The sequence below is a fragment of the Shewanella sp. 125m-7 genome, assembly GCF_052977045.1.
In genome coordinates this window covers 52,449-70,674 of sequence record NZ_JBRILQ010000019.1, presented here as the reverse complement: position 1 = coordinate 70,674, position 18,226 = coordinate 52,449, and the positions used below count along the sequence as shown (strand labels likewise).

Here is an 18,226-nt window from a genome sequence, read left to right as displayed (position 1 = left end):
TACTCCCATCTGTTTAGCTCATTAATGATTACACTTAATCAAGCAAAAACCTATGCAATTCGACTACCGGGACTGCGCCTTGATTTCGCCCAGGTGGCACAAAACTCCCAGCCCTTATCTTGGCAGACCAATCCCGCATTATAGCGGCTTTTTTTGGCGAGCAGCCCGCTGCTAGTTTGAATAAGAGCCTCTGGAGTATTAATAGCTTGTTGAGCGATAGAGACGTTATTAGTAGCAGGGGACGTCATAGCGCTTTGTAGGGGAACGGATAGCGGCTTAGGTATATTAGGCTCCGAAAATACCATTAGGCCCAGTAATAACAGTTTAGCGCAAGCATAGTCGCCAACGGGCTTAGTGAACCCTTCAAAAAATAAGACGTTATCTACTACCATCTACACTCTCTTCTTCACTGTCTAATAATAAACTTGCGAATATTAAGCATAACTCAAATAGCAGCAGATTCAACTCATTGATTTACAGATTAACTTTCAATCACGATAACATTTAAGCTTAGAATTTCTTATTTAGCCTATTATGTCATCTCCACTACCGTTTTTTTTATAAGCATCAACATACTCTTGCTTAAGCACACTTAATGTCGCCACATCGCGGTTATTGCGGCTACGGCCATGCAAAGAGGATTCGACAAAAAGTGCAAACCACGCTTCGAGTACGGCACTATTTTCTTTCTCGCCTGCGGCCGACATGGCCAACGCAGCGACTTCAGCGGTACCCAGTTGAAAGTCGCGAGCGCCTTTCCTTAAGGCGTAAGAAGCCGTCGTTTCAGGGGTAAAAGAAAAAAGTGGCAACCCATGTAGGTATTCACTTTTACGAAACATCTTAATAGCTTCGCGCCAGCTGCCATCTAAAACAATAAATAGAGGCCTTTTGCCCGCTTCAAGCTCATTGGGCACAACATGGTCCACTACCGCTTGACCTTCAACGGCATATTCTGACGGAAAGATCACAAACGGTTGATAACAAGGATCATTAATAATCGATAACATCTTGCTATTAGGGTCATTGCGCGACCAAATAAAGGCATAGGTGTCAGGCACGATATCGGCTATTAATCGCCCGCTATTACTCGGTTTAAGCACTTCGTCATCGTACATGATCAACATAAAGGCTAAATCACTCTGAACCTGCTTACGTTCACTACAAGTACAAAGGTGCTCTGCCAATAAACAACGTTGGCAACGAATAACGTTCTTTCCTCTTGCTGTAAACGGACGTGATGAGATCGCTTTTCTGTATTCATACAGATGATGCACAGCATGTTTTGACACATTCATTGTTAGCTAAAGTCCACTATAAAACCGTCCTGAAAACAAAAAAGCCTACTTATTAGCAGGCTTTCGTTATTATACAAATGATAGAGCTACAGTATACGCCTTAACAAGAAATCTGCTTTTAAACGTTTAATGCGTGTCATAATCTTGCGCACGGGCGCAGGGTAATTATGTAACGTCTCTATTTGGCTGTAATGAAATAAACGCTCAGTATGTTCAAGAATATACGACTGTTCTTCAGCAAACTTATCTTTCCAGCAGCCACTATCATCTTGCAATAATAAGCCGTTTTCTAAATCTAACGCCCATGCTCTTGGGTTTAGGTTACTGCCGGTAATTAAATGGCGCTTACCATCTGCACTAATGCCTTTCAAATGGAAACTATTACGACCATCTTTCCAAAGGTGGATATTCAACTGACCGTTTTCTATTGCCCATTGTTGGCGTTTAGCAAACTTCCTAAGTGATTGCTCATACATGTACGGCAATGCACCTATTGTTGAAAACTCCTCTTCTGGTGGAATATAGAAATCGTTTGAGGTTTTATCACCCACTACAATATCAATTTTCTTGCCTTGACGAAGGTGTTTGACGAGTGCTCTAACCAAAATATATGGTGGGTTAAAGTAAGGCGTACAGATAAACAAGGCGTTTTCTGACTCTTCGACTAAACCAACAATAACCTTATTGAGTTTATTGCCTTTGCGCCCGAGCCCAACTAATGGCGTGACACGGTTACCAATTTGTGTTTCAGCAAACTGATATTTAGCTTTTGAAAGACGATGTTTAAGACTACTAACCTCAGCTTTACTCGGTAAATGTTCGGTTTCTTTTGGCTGAGTTAACGAACTCACCGCAACATCGTTAGCTAAATAGGTTTGGATCATTTCACGCATACTACGAGCAAGCTCTGCAGACTCGATCACGTGATAACGATCAAAGCGGTACTTATCATCTTGATGCAGATAGATATTATTAATACTCGCGCCGCTAAAAATAACCGCATCATCTATAACAAAACCTTTCAGGTGAAGTACACCCATAAATTCCCGAGACTTAACCGGCACACCTAAAATCTCAATCGGGTGCTCTGCCGACTCAATCACCTTACGGTACATAAAGTAGTTCCCGCCATCGCCTTTATGACCAATAAGACCACGGCGAGCACGGTGAAAATCAACGAGTACTTTAATATCGAGTAGAGGATTTTGCTGTTTAGCATCCATTAATGCTGCAAGGATCTCTCGACCGGCCTCATCATCTTCTAGATAGAGTGCTGCGATATAAATAGAATGCGTTGCGCTTGCAATTCGAGATAACAATTCAGCTTTTAACGCTTTAGGCGTCAATAGCCATGAAAGCGAATCTGGTTGTAGCGGTATGCCACCTAGCTTATTCAGCAAGGCTCTCTCCTTAATAATGCTGACCATCTTTATAATATGTGCTCGGTTCAAGCTGTCTGAACATCACTATGACATGTTCTAGCCCCGGATAAGCCGTTAAAATGACTTCACGGATAACCTGTTGTGCACGATGGTGTGTTTGAGGATCTTTAGGAAACCATAACACCTCGACTTGAGCAATATCGTTGACTTTTTGGCCATTTCGATAGTTGCTACTGTGGATCCAATCGAGAATGAAAGATTCTTTTTTTGCCTGACATATATCGGCTAATGCCTCAAGTAAGTTATTACTTAGTGTTGCGACTACTGTTTCTGGTAATCCGCTAACTCTTATATGTGGCATAAAGATCCTCCTAGATAAGGGCATAGAAATTACCGATTTAAGTGTCTTTGGGCAAGGCTTTTCTATCAATATCGGTCTCTAACACCAGATTTTGGCGGCTTCTTGTGCGGTTAGCCAAATAATTAGTCAGTTTAATGTCATAAAATAACGTCACAATACCCTCAATAAGCCCTGCTGTTTGCCGCATGAGTCACTGATAAGCGCTAAGGAGTTTGCTAATATAGCGGTTTTTTTATCAACGAGAAAAACTGATGAACATAAAAACGCTGCTTACTTTACTTGGTGTGCTTCTCGGCGCGTGGGCTATTTTTCATTTTAAAGCACAACTTGGATTATTAGTGCTGCCGCTGTTTTTTGGGTTAGTTTTGTTTGTGACCCTAAGGTTATATCGACTCATGGAAAAAGACGAGCCAACCGACAACGATTAACCTGTTACCGAGTATGCTAACAACAATGTGTTTTATAATGTAGCCTGAGATGAAAGTAAGGGAAATTTTTTGAAACAACGCTTTTCTGAGTTCATTTTTAATGAGTACGTCTTTCATTAAAAGTTTTTCATAGCTCGTTTTGAGGATATGTTTTTCATAGTCTGTTTTTAAGGATCTTGTTTTGAGTATACGCTTTTTCCATACTGCAGTAATTGGCACAGCTTTAACCTTGTGCACGAGTTCACTCTCAGTATTTGCTAACGACTACCTAGCAAATATTATCAAGGTTATTGAGCCTATAACCTCACAAACAGCCATCGTTGTCAGCCCTTTAAGTGGCTCAGAGTTAACCTATCGCAAAGATGCTGATAGGTTATTTGTTCCTGCGAGTACCATGAAACTGTTAACGGCAGTCTCTGCTTCTTCAGCTTTAGGCAAAGAGTTTATCTTTAACACACAAATAGATTCATTTGTTGGCATAAACAACAATCGTATCGAAGGCGATGTATTCTTACGATTTGATGGTGATCCAACCCTTGAATCCAGTGATTTAAGCATGCTATTCAAACAGCTCAAACAGCAAGGGTTAGAGCATATCGATGGCAACCTCTATTTAGTTGGTGATCAAACCGAAACGTTACACGCTCCCGGTTGGGTGTGGGATGATTTAGGGATTTGTTACGCAGCGCCTGTCTCACGTTATATTATCAATAAGAATTGCATTAACGCCAAATTATCTCCTTCTCTTGCAGATAACAAAGCAAAACTAACATTTAGCCAGTTTGAGCCGGTTTCTATCGCAAGTACCGCTGTATTTGACAAAGTTGGCAACCAGCCATTTTGTGAATTGAACCTACAACGCCAGCAAAACAATCAATTCATTATCAGCGGGTGTTATCAGGGGCAAAGGCCATTAAAGCTTGCTATCGCGGTCTCTGAACCTGCGCTTTATGCACAAAGAACCATTTCAAATATCTTGAATAATGCAGGGATCAGTTTAAAAGGTAACGTGCTACTGACAGATAAGCGCCCTGCAAATACCTTATTACTCGCTGAGCATCAATCTAAGCCGCTTTCTGAGCTTATTGAGACGATGCTGCTTAATTCTGATAACTTGATAGCTGATAGTCTTTTAAAGCGTCTAGGGCAGTACACCTATGGCGTGCCAGGTTCATTTGTAAATGGCAGTGCAGCTATGAAGCAAGTTCTCTCTCAGCAAGGAATCAATTTATCCACTGCAAACATTGTCGATGGTTCTGGTCTATCTCGTTATAACTTATTAAGTGCTGCTCATTTAGCTCAAGTATTATTGCTGATTAAAAGGGATGAACGACTTAATTATCTTATCGAGCAACTGCCTGTCGCTGGTATGAGTGGCACCCTTAAGTATCGCTCTGGCTATACGCAAGCACCATTAAAAGAGCACGTGCTCGCGAAAACAGGCTCAATGAAAGGGGTTGTTAATTTAGCCGGTTTTATCAAGCAAGATGGTGAACTTAAAAGTGTATTTGTGATCTTAGAAAATGGCCAAAGCCCAGTAGTTAAAGAAAATGAACTTTCACCGTTTAATGTACTACTTTTACAATCGTTAATGCAGCAAAGCCTATCAAGCAACACAGAAGTTGCTCCCAGTAGCAGTACCGGCGCACTATAGTGTTATTCTGAGTAGCTAATTATTATTTTGTTTAGATTGCTTAGATAGAGATAAATTTAAGAATAAAAATGCCACTAAAAAGTGGCATTTTTATCAAAAGCTGGATGTAATATTGCTTTTATTAAAACAAGCTTTCATCCATTTGCATAATTGAAATATCACCCATCCTCACTTGTGATAGATGGTAATCCGCTTTAGCTAATAACTTATCGAAGTAAAAACGACCTAGATGTGCTTTTTGTTGTTTAAAGCTTTCATCTTCATGATCATGAGCGGCATCACTCATCGCTAACCAGAAACAGCCATAAAGTGCATAACCGAATGCATCGAGATAATCCACTGCACATGAATTAATCAATGCCGGTTGACTAAGCTTATGGTCATTAACCTGATTAGCCACTTCAACAAGCGCTTCCAGCAGCGCTAGCGCCTTGGCTTTATCTGCATCTGCAACGTGCTGGTAACCGTTAATATTGGTCACTTGTTCCGCGACAAATTCCGTTAAGGCTGCAACATTATCACCAGTAACCTTACGACCTAAGAAGTCTATCGCTTGAATGCCGTTAGTACCTTCGTAGATCTGTGCAATTCGTGTATCTCGAACTAATTGCTCAATGCCTGTTTCACGGATATATCCATGACCACCAAACACCTGCTGAGCCATAATCGCAGCATCAAGCCCACGATCACTTAAAAATGCTTTCGATACCGGTGTTAATAGACCTACATAACGACTTGCTTTGGCTTTAGCATCGCTATCTTCTGAATACTTGGCTAAATCGAGCTGTTGCCCTGTATATACGGAAAGGGCTCGTCCAGCCTCAGTAAGTGTACGAATAGTTAACAGCATGCGTCTTACGTCGCCATGGACAATAATCGGGTCGCTTGTTGCGCCTGTAGGCGAACCACCAGCAGCAACACCTTGAACGCGCTCTTTGGCATAATCTGCAGCCATTTGATAAGCCGCTTGTGAGGTGCCTAAACCTTGAATACCAATGGCTAAACGTTCATAGTTCATCATAGTAAACATACAGACTAAACCACGATTTGGCTTGCCGATAAGATACCCTTCAGCGTCATCAAAATTCATTACACACGTTGCAGAACCTTTAAGCCCCATCTTGTGTTCGATAGAACCGACAGTCACGCCATTGGCTTCAGCTAGAGTATTGTCCGCATTCACTTTAATCTTTGGCACTAAAAACAATGAAATGCCATTAGAATTAGGCAATTTTGCGAGAACGAGATGAATGACATTCTCGGTCAAATCATGGTCCCCCCCCGTAATAAAGATTTTACTACCCGTAATCTTGTAGCTGCCATCATCATTAGGAACGGCCTTAGTCCTAATATTACGTAGATCCGAGCCCGCTTGAGGCTCTGTCATGTCCATGGCCCCTGCCCATTCGCCGCTGTACATCATAGGCAGATACTGCTGCTTAAGCTCTTCGCTGCCGTGAGCATGAATGGCAAGAGACGCTCCGGCCGTTAGAGAGCCATAAAGGGTAAACGCGTTACATGCGCTATAGGCCATTTCGTCAACGAGTACGCCAAGCATCTTTGGCATGCCCATGCCGCCGAGTTCAGGATCGCCACAAAGCCCCACCCAACCGCCTTCGGCATATTGGTCATATACCGCTTTATAGCCATCAGGTGTGATCACCTTATCAGCTTCGTGACGTACACCTTGCTCATCACCACTGCGGTTAATAGGATGGATCAATTCGCGGCTAATCTTATCTGCTTCATCTAAAATTGCTGCTGCAGTATCCATATCGACAGATTCTGCCATTGCTGGCATTTCAGACCAAGTTTTTGGGGCGTCAAAGACTTTCTCAAGTAGAAAACGCATCTCAGCTAACGGGGCATTATACGGGTTCATATAGGGCTCTTAAACAGTAGATTAAAACAGTTGTTTCAAATCTATCAGAAGTCGCAGCAAATGACACCCTTTTAGCGTAAATCTTTTAGCTTACTTGCATTCGTATTTACCTTATTTGTCACCTTAGTTTTATCGACAACTGAGAGTCAACATTAAAGGTCGACATATTCCCCCCTCTTGTATTGCGACTGAACAATTTGCTTCAGCTTTCTATGAGACAAATATCATTCCATGTTTAAATACTATATCTTTGCAATCATTGACTAATATTTAATTATCGGTTTCGACTAACGCTACCTTTTGCTATGGGGCCAACATGATCACTGCGTATTGCTACGAACATCAGCAAATCACAACAACAACTCTTAATATTGACCAGCCTTTACCTGAAACAACAATATGGCTAGATATTTATCGCCCCATTGAAGCTGAAAGGCTTTGGTTAGCCCAATTTTCAACAGATAAGGTTCCAGATCGGGAAGATAGGAATGAAATTGAGGCATCTTCGCGTTTTTACCAAAACAAAGATGGTTTACACGTTAACTCCTTATTTAGCCAAAAGTCAGGACAAACGCTAAGCTCGGTTAATATTTACTTTAACCTTAGAGAACAACTATTGCTCACCATGCGAGATGATGATGAGCGATTAATAGACTCATTATTAACAAAGCTTCAAAAATCAGCAGAACCACTTATCACGCCACAGCAACTATTCATCCAGCTTTTCAAAATGAAAGTTGACCATTTAGCCGATCTTATTGAAGAGGTCTACAGTGCTTTGGAAAATGTTGGCCACGAAGTTTTCGAAAAAGATCAAATCGATAATGTGTTTAAGCTAATCACAATAAGAGAAGACACCAATGGTAAGATCCGCTTAAACCTACTCGACACTCAGCGAACGTTAAACTATATGTTACGTGATTATCAAAATAAACTGTCTAACAATGAAACAAAAGATATCAGTAATATGTTGTCTGATATCGCGTCGTTAATACCACATACTCAGTTCCTTTTTGAAAAAATAAACTTTTTAATGGACGCCGCCATGGGCTTTACGGGGTTACAGCAAAATAAAATCAGTAAAATCTTCTCTGTCGCAGCGGTAGTGTTTCTCCCTCCAACGTTAATCGCAAGTACCTACGGTATGAACTTTGACAATATGCCAGAGGTACATTGGCATTATGGTTACCCCTGGTCCATCGCGCTTATGTTTGCCAGTGCAGCAGCAACCTTTGGTTTTTTCAAATTAAAGCGTTGGTTATAGTCGCTTTATTGTAAAGAATCACGTTTAAAATCAGCGTGTTTTAGATGCAAAAACGCCACGTTTAATGGTGGCGTTAATGACTAGTGTTATAAGGCTAGTGGCAAGAATTGTAACAACTGCAGAGAAGACAGGAGATGAAACTCGCTAAATTATTCCAAGTATTAAGCAAACTTGCTTCTGAAAGCGAAGTAAACGGCTCCGACTAAACAAAGACCTGCCCATAGATAATCTAACTTTAACGGCTCTCTTAAGTAAAATACCGAGAACGGGACAAATACCATCAAGGTAATCACTTCTTGCAGAATTTTTAACTGTCCGACATTTAACTCCGTATAGCCAATTCGATTAGCAGGAACTTGAAGTAAGTATTCAAACAGCGCAATCCCCCAGCTAATGAGTGCAGCAATAATCCATGGTTTGTTGTTCAACTCTTTTAAGTGAGCATACCAGGCAAATGTCATAAAAATATTGCTGCAAACAAGTAAAGAGATACTGATAAAAATGGGATTCATGGCCGATTAGACTCACGCTATAGGCTCATCAATTGACATCACTGATGAGTGGTATTGAAAATGATGGCGCATTCTACTGATAGGCATTTAAGACGTAAATCTTTATTTATTAAATCTATTGAAAAGCGAAGATAGAGCTCCTGCGATCTACATTTTTGGCACGTAAAAAAGCCCGGTTACACCCGGGCTTAACGTTAAAAGTTAGATCTCGATAATTAATCTAGAACAAAGATGTTGCTACTGTCATTTAAGCTAAGCACGCCAATGCATTGATTTTCACTATCCGTTACCATCATTCGGTCACCAATCGTCCAGAAATCTGCTGTGTACAGTTCATTTTCGCCTAGTGTCGCATAGTTATTACTTAAGTTTGCTTGACCAGAATCATAGTCTACCCAGTATAAGTTGTATGGCGTTGTTGACGTATTTGCTACGATAAACTCCGGAGCATATTCAGACTCTCTAGTATATGGCACAGCAAGATCACAACTTCCCATCTCTGCCGTTGCTTCGGGAATTTCAACCACATCAACAGCGTCAACAACATGCTCAGCCTTGATCTCAAACTGGTTGTTTTCATCATTCAAAATAGCGATACTGAGACAATTATCGGTTTTATCCGTTAGCATCACTCTCTCGCCAATGTACCAGTATTCAGGTGTAAAGCTATCACCTTGTGCTAACGTCATGTATGAACCACCTGATTTATCAGCTGTTGTGGTACTTAACCAATACACTTTAACTTCTGTATCTGTAGTATTTGTTATCGCCACGTCTTTAGCATAATCATAAGAAGTACGGTAGGTTTCTGCCAGACTACAAGTGCCGAGTATTCCCTTCTCTGGCCAATGTGGTAGATAAGGTTCTTCAATTGCATTTAAAGGCTGCTGCTCAGGCAACGAAACACTGCAATCATTTCCTGCACAAGCTGAAAGATATAGGTCGACAATATCACCGCCCACAAAGTCAGAACCAATGGTAATGAAGTATTGACCGGCAACTGGGGAATCTATAATACAAGTTTCTTCATTCGAGTCAGCCGTTTCAGAAAGACAAGTAACTTGTGAAGTTAAACTTGGGTGTGCAGCAGAAGCATAGTTAACCCACATATCAACATTACCCGAACCGCCTTGGGTGCTGAACTTGAGTGAGTCAGTTCCATCTTCAACCTCAACTGAGTATAACCAGCCTCCTCGACCGTTAATCGAGGCATATTCGCCTAATGATAATGCAGTATCACTGGCGGCAAATTGTTCAGTCAGTGTTTGTTGGTACCAAGTCACGAACTCTTGCTGGTGACTACTGGCGATTTCTTGCAATAAAGTATTAAATGCATCCCAGTTACCCGCACGCATTTCAGTCAGCATAGAGGTAACACGAGCAGGCTGGGTTTCAATCAAAAAGGCTACGGCTAATTTACCCCACGAATAGCTATTACTCTCACCGTCAAAGATCTGTTGTAAAGTGTAAGTCGCGTCTTCATTGGCAGTTACAATACTTTGGTATTGTTTTTGATAGAAGGTACCTATGTATTCAGCTAAGCCCTCGCTCCACCACGCCATATCTGATTTATATGCGCCTTCTTTGTTATACCGGGCATCCAACGCATGAATATACTCATGGCTTAAAGAGCGAATAACATTACGTCCACCGCTCCACTCTAGCGCGTTAAAAGTGAGAATAGTTGAGTCATGCCACCACTCAGTTGGAGAGGTTTCGAAATAAATCCCGCTTGAGTTACTCGTATCAAAAAGATGCTCTGCCCAAGCAGCGTAATTTGATAAGCTACTAAATATATTGATGTTAGTCACTTCATTCAAATCATTATCTACCGGTATACCAAACTCTGGGGCAATGTTAGCGCCGAGTACAGTGTCGAAACTTTGCTTAGTTTCAGTCACAATGTCACAAGCTTCTTGTACTTGTGTTGCCGTTAAACTTTGGCTGCGGATCCTGACTGACTCGTTACACAAAAGGCTCTGCTGAAATAATGATGTTGTAGCAAGAATAGATGCATCGATTGTCGGTTTATCAGAATTAGCATCAACAACAATATGATAACGACCAGGTTGAATATCATCGATTATGCACGTTTCGTTATAATCTGAAGCATTGTAAGAAACACAGTCAAACTCGCCATTCTCACCTGTAGTTGCTGTGCTTTCGTAACGAACATAAATATCTGGATCGCCTAAACTCTCATTTTCAATACCGCTAAATAAGCTGATCAACAATGTTGGAGCAGCGGTATCAACATCAACATAAAAAGAAAGCGGTTCATTGGTATTAATATGCTCTTTTACAGAGTCTAACGTTAACGCTTCGCCGATCACGGTTTCAACTGGTGCAGGGCTTGGCTCAATGAGCTCTAACACTTCGTCTTTAGGCTCACTACCGCAAGCTGATAAACTAAGTGCGACCACTAAACTTAGTGGTTTTAAAATATGGGTGCGGCTAACACTCCTTGTTTGGTAACTATGGTTCATATCCACTCCTAACACTGTTTTTATTTTTTTGATGGCTGTTCGAATAGATGAAATACCCTTTCAGCTATCCAAATGTTTAACGCAACAAAAATGTAACAAATGATATACAATATTCAAAGTGAAACGATTTCAACTTGAATTGAAGTAAATAGGCAAATATCAAACATAAAAAAGGCCGCAACGAAAAATTGCGGCCTTTAAATGAACCCAATGAACGACTCTAGGTCAATGGGTAAATATACAGTAATGCTTACCACATAAGATCGTCTGGAATAACATAATCAGCATACGGATCATCTTCTACAACAATCTTTGTATTATCTTCTTGAGTCCAGAGGTAACCAACCCAAGCTGGTACAAGATGGTTTACTCGTTCAGCCAACTTATGAGGTACTAAGTAGCTGTTCTCTTCGTGTCTAATAATACCTAGGTGACCGTTAAGCAATTCACCTTGCATTTTCTCATTCACATAGAGTGAGTAGATCTTATTCTCAAAAGTGAAGTTAAACTTAATTTCAGCATCTTTTGGCGGCTTAATAACACAATTTTTAAATTCTGTTACTAATCCACGTACTAAACCTTTCTCAGACGCTTCTGCAAAACGTTGCTCGTTCAGTTGCTTATCTTTATCAATCTGAGCTTGTTTTTTCACTGCGATTTCTTGTTTAAGCCCTTCTGAACCATCGTCAACTTTGGCTTTTCGATCACGGCGCTTCTGTGTTTTAGTATCTCTAACTTTTTGCTTACTGACTAAACCAGCTTTTAACAGCTGCTCTTGAAATGGATTTGCCATATCTATAAATCTCTAATTTAACGATTACTCTTAATCGACTTATTCTTTTACATAATTGCGTTTAGCTAATTGGCCAATCTCGGCCATAGCAGCGCCCGCACCACCAAGTGACCAACCACCATCAACGGGCAATACAGTACCTGTAATATAAGATGCCATGTCGGATGCTAAAAACAGTGCCGCATTGGCAATGTCATTACAACTGCCGTTACGCCTTAAAGGCACACTTTTGGCTACATGAGCTTGTAATTCTGCGGTTGGGGCTAATCTATCAAAACCCTCTGTGCCAGCAATAGGTCCTGGCACAATAGAGTTAATCCTAATGCCGTTACAACCCCATTCTATCGCAAGGGTTTTGGTTAACATATCCACCCCAGCTTTTGCGGCGCAAACATGTACCTGCATCGGCATCGGAACGTAAGCTTGTGGTGCAGAGATCTGGATAATTGCACCACCTTGTTGCTTCATCAATGGGTAAGCCTGCTTAAGCACTTGAAAGCTGCCTAACAAGTCAATATCCATAACCGACTTAAAGCCATTCTCTGACAGTTTTTCAGCCGATGAGGGAAAATTACCGGCTGCGCCACTAACAAGCACATCAATATGTGCAAACATGGTTTCTATTACAGAAAAGCCTTGTTTTAAGGCTTCAAGATCTCTGACGTCGAAACGAACGCCAAAATGCTTACCATTTGGATTCGCTTGTTTTAGTTGCTCTACAGCCGCAGCCACTTTATCTTCACTGCGGCTCGCAACAGCAACATTAGCACCCGCTTGAGAGAAATGAACAGCGATACCTAGGTTTATACCACTGGTACCACCTACAACGACAACATTCTTTCCTTGATAGCTAAACATTGTATCTTCTCTCCTTAGGCCTATTTTAAATCAATCATCATCAATCTAAAACCTAACCTACAAGCCAAAAACTGATTATGCAATCGTTTGATGAATTGCTTGTAAAGCTTTTAGTGGATCTGCAGCTTTTGTAATTGGACGGCCAATGACTAAATAATCTGAGCCGGCAGCTAACGCTTCAGGCGGAGTCATCACTCGGTGTTGATCCCCTTTATCTGCTCCAACCGGACGAATACCCGGAGTTATCAACTTGAAATCTTGGCCAAACTTGGCTTTCAATAAGCTTGATTCTTGCGCTGAACAGACCACGCCATCAAGCCCTGCTTGTTTAGTCAACGCCGCTAAGCGTAAAACATGTTCTGATGCAGGAACATTGATGCCAAGCAATTTAAGTTCTTCATCGCTCATTGAGGTTAAAACAGTAACGGCAATAAGCAAAGGTGCGTTATCACCATATTGTTCAAGCGAGCGTTTAGCCGCTTCCATCATTGCAAGACCACCAGATGCATGAATGTTGGTCATCCACACACCAAGCTCTGCGGCAGCGGCAACCGCTTTAGCTACCGTATTAGGGATATCGTGAAATTTAAGATCTAGGAATAACTCAAAACCACGGTTGTGGATATCGGTCACTAATTGAGGCCCAAACAGAGTAAACATCTCTTTGCCGACTTTAAGACGGCACATATCTGGGTCTAATTGATCAATAAGCTGCAAAGCATCATTTTTATTATCATAGTCTAGGGCAACTAAAATAGGCTTGTCAGTCATTCTTTCTCCAATCGCTTTGCGGGTTAATAGCTGTTTTATGATTTAAAAATCAAAGCATGACGGTTATTCGCCGTCTAAACCTCTGATCCTTTTTATGCTGCCCCAATGTTTACATGAGGGACAGTGCCAATATAGCCTATGGGACGGGAAGCCACACTCTCTGCAGCGATACCCAGGTCTATATTTGATTTGTTGTTCTACAAGCTGCTCAAGCATCGTCAAACTTTGCTTTGCTTGTCCTTCTTCAGCTTGTAGTAGCTGCATTTTCATTAGGTGCTGGAAGCTTTTCATTGTTGGATGCCTGATTAAGCCTTCCATGATCAATTTTTCCGCATCCTTAGGGTGTCCTTGTTCAATCATATGTTGAGCAAGGGTAATCGTAATACTGGCACCAGCCCCATTCTCTATCGCTTCTCTGAGGAGTTCTTGGTAGCCGGCACTATCGTTGGTAATGAGGTAAGCTTGCTTTGCTATCGCTAACGCATCAGGTAATAGATCAATATCAGTATTTAATAATTTTTCGATAGTTTGTTTGCACGCCTTGAACTCATCTTGTTTCAAGTATTGGTCTGCTAATGCTAATAGCGCGCGAGCACATTGATCGTCTTGTTTAATCGCAAGCTGCAGACTTTTAATTTTTAATGCTTGCTCTTCAGCTTCATCCGCTAATTCGCAATAGAAATGCGCGGTGTCATGCTTTAGCTCTTGTTGGCGTTTACGCTTCAACTTCTTAATAATATCGATCGCTTTTTGCCAGTCTTTGGTAACTTGATAAATAGCGATAAGGTGAGTTTCAGCTTCTTGACTGTGATCATCTTGATTGACAAGGTTGATAAAAATTTCTTCCGCCCTGTCATAAAAACCAGCAGCTAAGTAGTCCTTACCCAATTCCATCATGGCTAAGTCACGCTGCTCAGTCGTTAAGCTTGGTCTGGCAATGAGGTTTTGGTGAATGCGGATAGAGCGATCAACTTCGCCTCGTTTACGAAATAGTGAACCTAGGGATAAGTGAGTATCAATCGTGTCATCATCAACGTCTAACATGCTGATAAACAGGTCAACAGCCTTATCGGATTCATTCGACAGTAGAAAGTTAAGCCCGGTGAAATAGTCACGGCTCAACTGCTTTCTTTGATTTGTTTGTTTTTGCCTGACACTTCTGCGCCCCATATACCAGCCATAACCGGCTGCTATAGGAAGAAGCAGAAAGAGGATCTCTAACATATTAAGCGTCTACTTCTTTATCATTACTTTGTTTAACAGCCGTGGCTTTCGATTCCGCTATTTGCTGATGCTCTTGCTTATCTTCTGCATTTGCGAGTTTTTTATTTGCGCGGCGCAGGGCTAACTTAAGTCCGGCGATATGGTACAGAGCAAAAATCCAGCTCACTAAAAAACCAGCCATAAATACACATGCAAGCACAACAGGTAATCTAAACTCGCCTTGAGCAACAAAGTAACTAATCGTCACCACTTGTTCATTACGAGCACCAAAAATAAGCGCTAAGAAAAAAAATATAGCGACTAAAAAGGCAATGATAAATGACTTCACGTTAAGCTCCATGAACGCGTAGGTATGCTTTGATTATCTAAGAAAAATAGCGAACTAGCTAGCTATACCTAAGTTTTAGATATAAAAAAGCCTCCTAATGGAGGCTTTTAATACAATGTAAATTACGCGTTGATTGCATCAACACGTTCGCGCAGTTCTTTGCCTGGCTTAAAGTGCGGTACGTACTTGCCTTCCAATTCAACTGATGAACCAGTCTTTGGGTTACGGCCAGTGCGTGGTGCACGATAATGAAGTGAGAAACTACCAAATCCACGGATCTCTATACGATCTCCAGCTTCTAATGTATCGGCCATTTGCTCCAACATTTCTTTGATAGCGGCTTCCACTTCTTTCGCAGACAGCTGCGACTGCCTAGTGGCAAGTTTTTCGATTAGTTCGGATTTAGTCATCCTGTACCCTCTATTATCAAGCCAAACACAGTCACCTTTTAGGGGTGCATGCACCCCTGAACTTCAAGGCGATTATTTACGAGCTGCTTTGAACGCTTCAGCCATAGCACTGCTCATTACAGCGTCATCTTGACTGTTCAAGCTAGCCATTGCTTCTTTCTCTTCAGCTTCATCTTTCGCACGGATAGATAGGCTGATAGTGCGGTTCTTACGATCCACACCCATGAACTTAGACTCGACTTTGTCACCTACAGCGTAAACTGTTGATGCATCTTCGATGCGCTCACGAGAGATATCTGAAACGCGAAGGTAACCTTCAACAGTCTCAGCTAGTTCAATTGTAACACCTTTTGCGTCAACTGCAGTAACAACACCATGTACAACTACACCTTTCTTCTTATCAGCAAGGTATGCGTTGAATGGATCGTCTTCAGTTTGCTTAACGCCTAAACTGATGCGCTCGCGCTCTGGGTCTACAGAAAGAACTACAGCGTGGATTTCGTCGCCTTTCTTGTATTCAGAAACTGCATCTTCGCCAGTACCGTTCCAAGAAATATCAGAAAGGTGAACTAGACCGTCGATGCCGCCGTCAAGACCGATGAAGATACCGAAGTCAGTGATTGACTTGATCTTACCAGAAACCTTGTCGCCCTTGTTGAAACGCTCTGCGAAATCATCCCATGGGTTAACTTTACATTGCTTAAGACCAAGAGAGATACGACGACGCTCTTCATCAATGTCAAGAACTAGAACTTCAACTTCATCACCTAGGTTAACAACCTTTGATGGGTGGATGTTCTTGTTAGTCCAATCCATTTCAGAAACGTGAACAAGACCTTCAACGCCTTCTTCGATTTCAACGAAACAACCGTAGTCAGTTAGGTTAGTTACGCGACCAGTCAAACGTGTGTTTTCTGGGTAGCGCTTGCTGATTTCTAACCATGGATCTTCGCCAAGTTGCTTAAGACCTAGTGATACGCGTGTACGCTCACGGTCATACTTAAGAACTTTAACGTTGATTTCGTCACCAACATTAACGATTTCAGATGGGTGCTTAACACGCTTCCAAGCCATATCAGTGATATGTAGAAGACCGTCAACACCACCAAGATCAACGAATGCACCGTAGTCAGTAAGGTTCTTAACGATACCCTTAACTGCTTGACCTTCTTGAAGGTTCTCAAGAAGAGCATCACGCTCTGCACTGCTTTCTGATTCGATAACTGCACGACGAGAAACAACAACGTTGTTACGCTTCTGGTCAAGCTTGATAACTTTGAATTCTAATTCTTTGTTTTCTAGGTGAGCAGTATCGCGAACTGGGCGAACGTCAACTAGAGAACCAGGTAGGAATGCACGGATACCGTTTAATTCAACAGTGAAACCGCCTTTAACCTTACCATTGATGATACCGATTACAGTTTCAGCATCTTCGTACGCTTTTTCTAGAACGATCCAAGCTTCGTGACGTTTAGCTTTCTCACGAGAAAGTTGAGTTTCACCGAAACCATCTTCAACAGAGTCAAGCGCAACATCAACTTCATCGCCAACAGCAACTTCTAGAGCGCCTTGAGCGTTCTTGAATTGTTCAGCTGGGATTGGGCTTTCAGACTTAAGACCTGCGTCAACTAGTACCATACCGTTTTCGATGGCTACAACTACACCACGTACGATAGAACCAGGACGGAATTCAAGTTCATTAAGGGATTGTTCAAATAGATCAGCAAAAGATTCAGTCATGTTTAAGTTACTTTCTTTAATAAACCACGGACCATCCTGGACGTGGAGTCAGTATAATAATTCATCTCATCCATGTGACGAATAGTTAAGTACCTGCTTACGCAGGCACTTGGAGCTTTTGATGAATATGCGTTAGCGCTAAGTCCAACACATCTTCAATATTAATGTTAGTCGTATCGATAATAAGTGCGCCTTCGGCAGGCACCAAAGGAGCGACACTACGATTCATATCGCGGTCGTCACGCTCTTTTATCTCAGACAAAAGTTGATCGATATTAACATCGAAGCCCTTGTCCTGCAACTGATTATAGCGTCTTTGCGCCCTTTCTTCTGCCGTCGCCGTTAAATACAATTTGGCTGGTGTAGCTGGAAATACGATCGTTCCCATATCTCGACCATCGGCAATCAAGCCCGGCGCTTCTGCAAATGCGCGCTGGCGACGCAGTAACGCTTCCCTAACTCGTGGGAATGCCGCTACTTTCGATGCCGCGTTAGAGCACTCTTGACTTCGTATCGTCGTAGATACGTCCTCGCCCTCTAATACGACTTTAATTCCTTTACCTTCTTTACCCGTCACAAATTGCACATCCAAGTGTGCAGCAAGTAACGTTAATGATTCTTCGTTATCTAGTTCTACGTTATGATGAATAGCGGCTAACGCTAATACACGGTAAATCGCACCACTGTCGAGTAACTTGAAGCCTAACTTCTCAGCAAGTAACTGACTAATAGTACCTTTTCCCGCACCGCTTGGGCCGTCAACAGTGACAACAGGCGCCCTTTCTGACATAAAATCCTCCACAAGAAATTCCATCTTCCTTGATATAACCGAAAAATG

At 41.8% G+C, this 18,226-nt stretch carries 18 protein-coding genes; 3 read left to right on the top strand and 15 right to left on the bottom strand.

Annotated features, from left to right (window positions below):
* Positions 1 to 50 precede the first annotated feature (50 nt).
* The 4 genes from ACVBIL_RS10850 to ACVBIL_RS10835 all read right to left on the bottom strand — a co-directional run bounded on the left by ACVBIL_RS10850 (position 51) and on the right by ACVBIL_RS10835 (position 3,038).
* Positions 51 to 392, bottom strand: coding sequence for a hypothetical protein (locus ACVBIL_RS10850; RefSeq protein WP_447166997.1), 342 nt, complete (start codon positions 390 to 392; stop codon positions 51 to 53).
* A 132-nt stretch (positions 393 to 524) separates the two neighbouring features.
* Complete coding sequence (locus tag ACVBIL_RS10845) at positions 525 to 1,295, bottom strand: tRNA-uridine aminocarboxypropyltransferase (protein ID WP_447166996.1); 771 nt, start codon at positions 1,293 to 1,295, stop codon at positions 525 to 527.
* An 86-nt stretch (positions 1,296 to 1,381) separates the two neighbouring features.
* A complete protein-coding gene (pssA, locus tag ACVBIL_RS10840) occupies positions 1,382 to 2,695 on the bottom strand; it encodes a CDP-diacylglycerol--serine O-phosphatidyltransferase (RefSeq protein WP_447166995.1) in 1,314 nt (437 codons plus the stop codon).
* 10 nt (positions 2,696 to 2,705) lie between these two features.
* Complete coding sequence (locus tag ACVBIL_RS10835) at positions 2,706 to 3,038, bottom strand: DUF1904 family protein (protein ID WP_447166994.1); 333 nt, start codon at positions 3,036 to 3,038, stop codon at positions 2,706 to 2,708.
* 251 nt (positions 3,039 to 3,289) lie between these two features.
* Here ACVBIL_RS10835 and ACVBIL_RS10830 point away from each other — a divergent pair, with 251 nt between their 5' ends.
* Together ACVBIL_RS10830 and dacB are read left to right on the top strand one after the other, a co-directional pair.
* A complete protein-coding gene (locus ACVBIL_RS10830) occupies positions 3,290 to 3,466 on the top strand; it encodes a hypothetical protein (RefSeq protein ID WP_447166993.1) in 177 nt (58 codons plus the stop codon).
* 181 nt (positions 3,467 to 3,647) lie between these two features.
* Positions 3,648 to 5,120, top strand: a complete 1,473-nt coding sequence (gene dacB / locus ACVBIL_RS10825; protein ID WP_447166992.1) for a D-alanyl-D-alanine carboxypeptidase/D-alanyl-D-alanine endopeptidase — start codon at positions 3,648 to 3,650, stop codon at positions 5,118 to 5,120.
* A gap of 121 nt (positions 5,121 to 5,241) precedes the next feature.
* Here dacB and ACVBIL_RS10820 read toward each other — a convergent pair whose 3' ends face one another.
* Positions 5,242 to 7,002, bottom strand: coding sequence for an acyl-CoA dehydrogenase family protein (locus tag ACVBIL_RS10820; protein WP_447166991.1), 1,761 nt, complete (start codon positions 7,000 to 7,002; stop codon positions 5,242 to 5,244).
* A 316-nt stretch (positions 7,003 to 7,318) separates the two neighbouring features.
* Here ACVBIL_RS10820 and corA point away from each other — a divergent pair, with 316 nt between their 5' ends.
* Positions 7,319 to 8,266, top strand: a complete 948-nt coding sequence (corA, locus tag ACVBIL_RS10815; protein WP_447166990.1) for a magnesium/cobalt transporter CorA — start codon at positions 7,319 to 7,321, stop codon at positions 8,264 to 8,266.
* Positions 8,267 to 8,427: 161 nt separating this feature from the next.
* On the opposite strand, the gene ACVBIL_RS10810 is transcribed toward corA, so the two are convergent.
* From ACVBIL_RS10810 to cmk, 10 genes are all read right to left on the bottom strand, one after another.
* Entirely contained in the window at positions 8,428 to 8,778 is a 351-nt protein-coding gene (locus ACVBIL_RS10810) for a DMT family protein (RefSeq protein WP_202722221.1), read from the bottom strand.
* Positions 8,779 to 8,993: 215 nt separating this feature from the next.
* Positions 8,994 to 11,264 (bottom strand): collagenase, encoded by a 2,271-nt coding sequence (locus ACVBIL_RS10805; protein ID WP_447166989.1) that lies wholly within the window; start codon positions 11,262 to 11,264, stop codon positions 8,994 to 8,996.
* Positions 11,265 to 11,514: 250 nt separating this feature from the next.
* Entirely contained in the window at positions 11,515 to 12,057 is a 543-nt protein-coding gene (locus ACVBIL_RS10800) for a DUF2058 domain-containing protein (RefSeq protein WP_447166988.1), read from the bottom strand.
* 39 nt (positions 12,058 to 12,096) lie between these two features.
* Positions 12,097 to 12,915, bottom strand: coding sequence for an SDR family oxidoreductase (locus tag ACVBIL_RS10795; RefSeq protein ID WP_447166987.1), 819 nt, complete (start codon positions 12,913 to 12,915; stop codon positions 12,097 to 12,099).
* A gap of 75 nt (positions 12,916 to 12,990) precedes the next feature.
* Positions 12,991 to 13,686, bottom strand: a complete 696-nt coding sequence (gene pyrF, locus ACVBIL_RS10790) for an orotidine-5'-phosphate decarboxylase (RefSeq protein WP_447166986.1) — start codon at positions 13,684 to 13,686, stop codon at positions 12,991 to 12,993.
* Positions 13,687 to 13,749: 63 nt separating this feature from the next.
* The gene (gene lapB, locus ACVBIL_RS10785; RefSeq protein WP_447166985.1) at positions 13,750 to 14,910 is read right to left on the bottom strand and encodes a lipopolysaccharide assembly protein LapB; all 1,161 of its coding nucleotides are present in this window, start codon (positions 14,908 to 14,910) and stop codon (positions 13,750 to 13,752) included.
* 1 nt (position 14,911) lies between these two features.
* On the bottom strand, positions 14,912 to 15,238 hold the full coding sequence (locus ACVBIL_RS10780) for a LapA family protein (protein WP_447166984.1): 327 nt from the start codon (positions 15,236 to 15,238) through the stop codon (positions 14,912 to 14,914).
* Between the two features lie 122 nt (positions 15,239 to 15,360).
* Positions 15,361 to 15,648 carry an integration host factor subunit beta gene (ihfB, locus tag ACVBIL_RS10775; RefSeq protein ID WP_447166983.1) on the bottom strand — a complete coding sequence of 96 codons (288 nt, stop codon included), beginning with the start codon at positions 15,646 to 15,648 and terminating at the stop codon, positions 15,361 to 15,363.
* A gap of 72 nt (positions 15,649 to 15,720) precedes the next feature.
* Positions 15,721 to 17,388, bottom strand: coding sequence for a 30S ribosomal protein S1 (gene rpsA, locus ACVBIL_RS10770; RefSeq protein ID WP_447166982.1), 1,668 nt, complete (start codon positions 17,386 to 17,388; stop codon positions 15,721 to 15,723).
* 97 nt (positions 17,389 to 17,485) lie between these two features.
* Positions 17,486 to 18,178: a (d)CMP kinase gene (cmk, locus tag ACVBIL_RS10765; RefSeq protein WP_447166981.1), complete on the bottom strand. Its 693-nt coding sequence runs from the start codon at positions 18,176 to 18,178 to the stop codon at positions 17,486 to 17,488.
* Positions 18,179 to 18,226 lie beyond the last annotated feature (48 nt).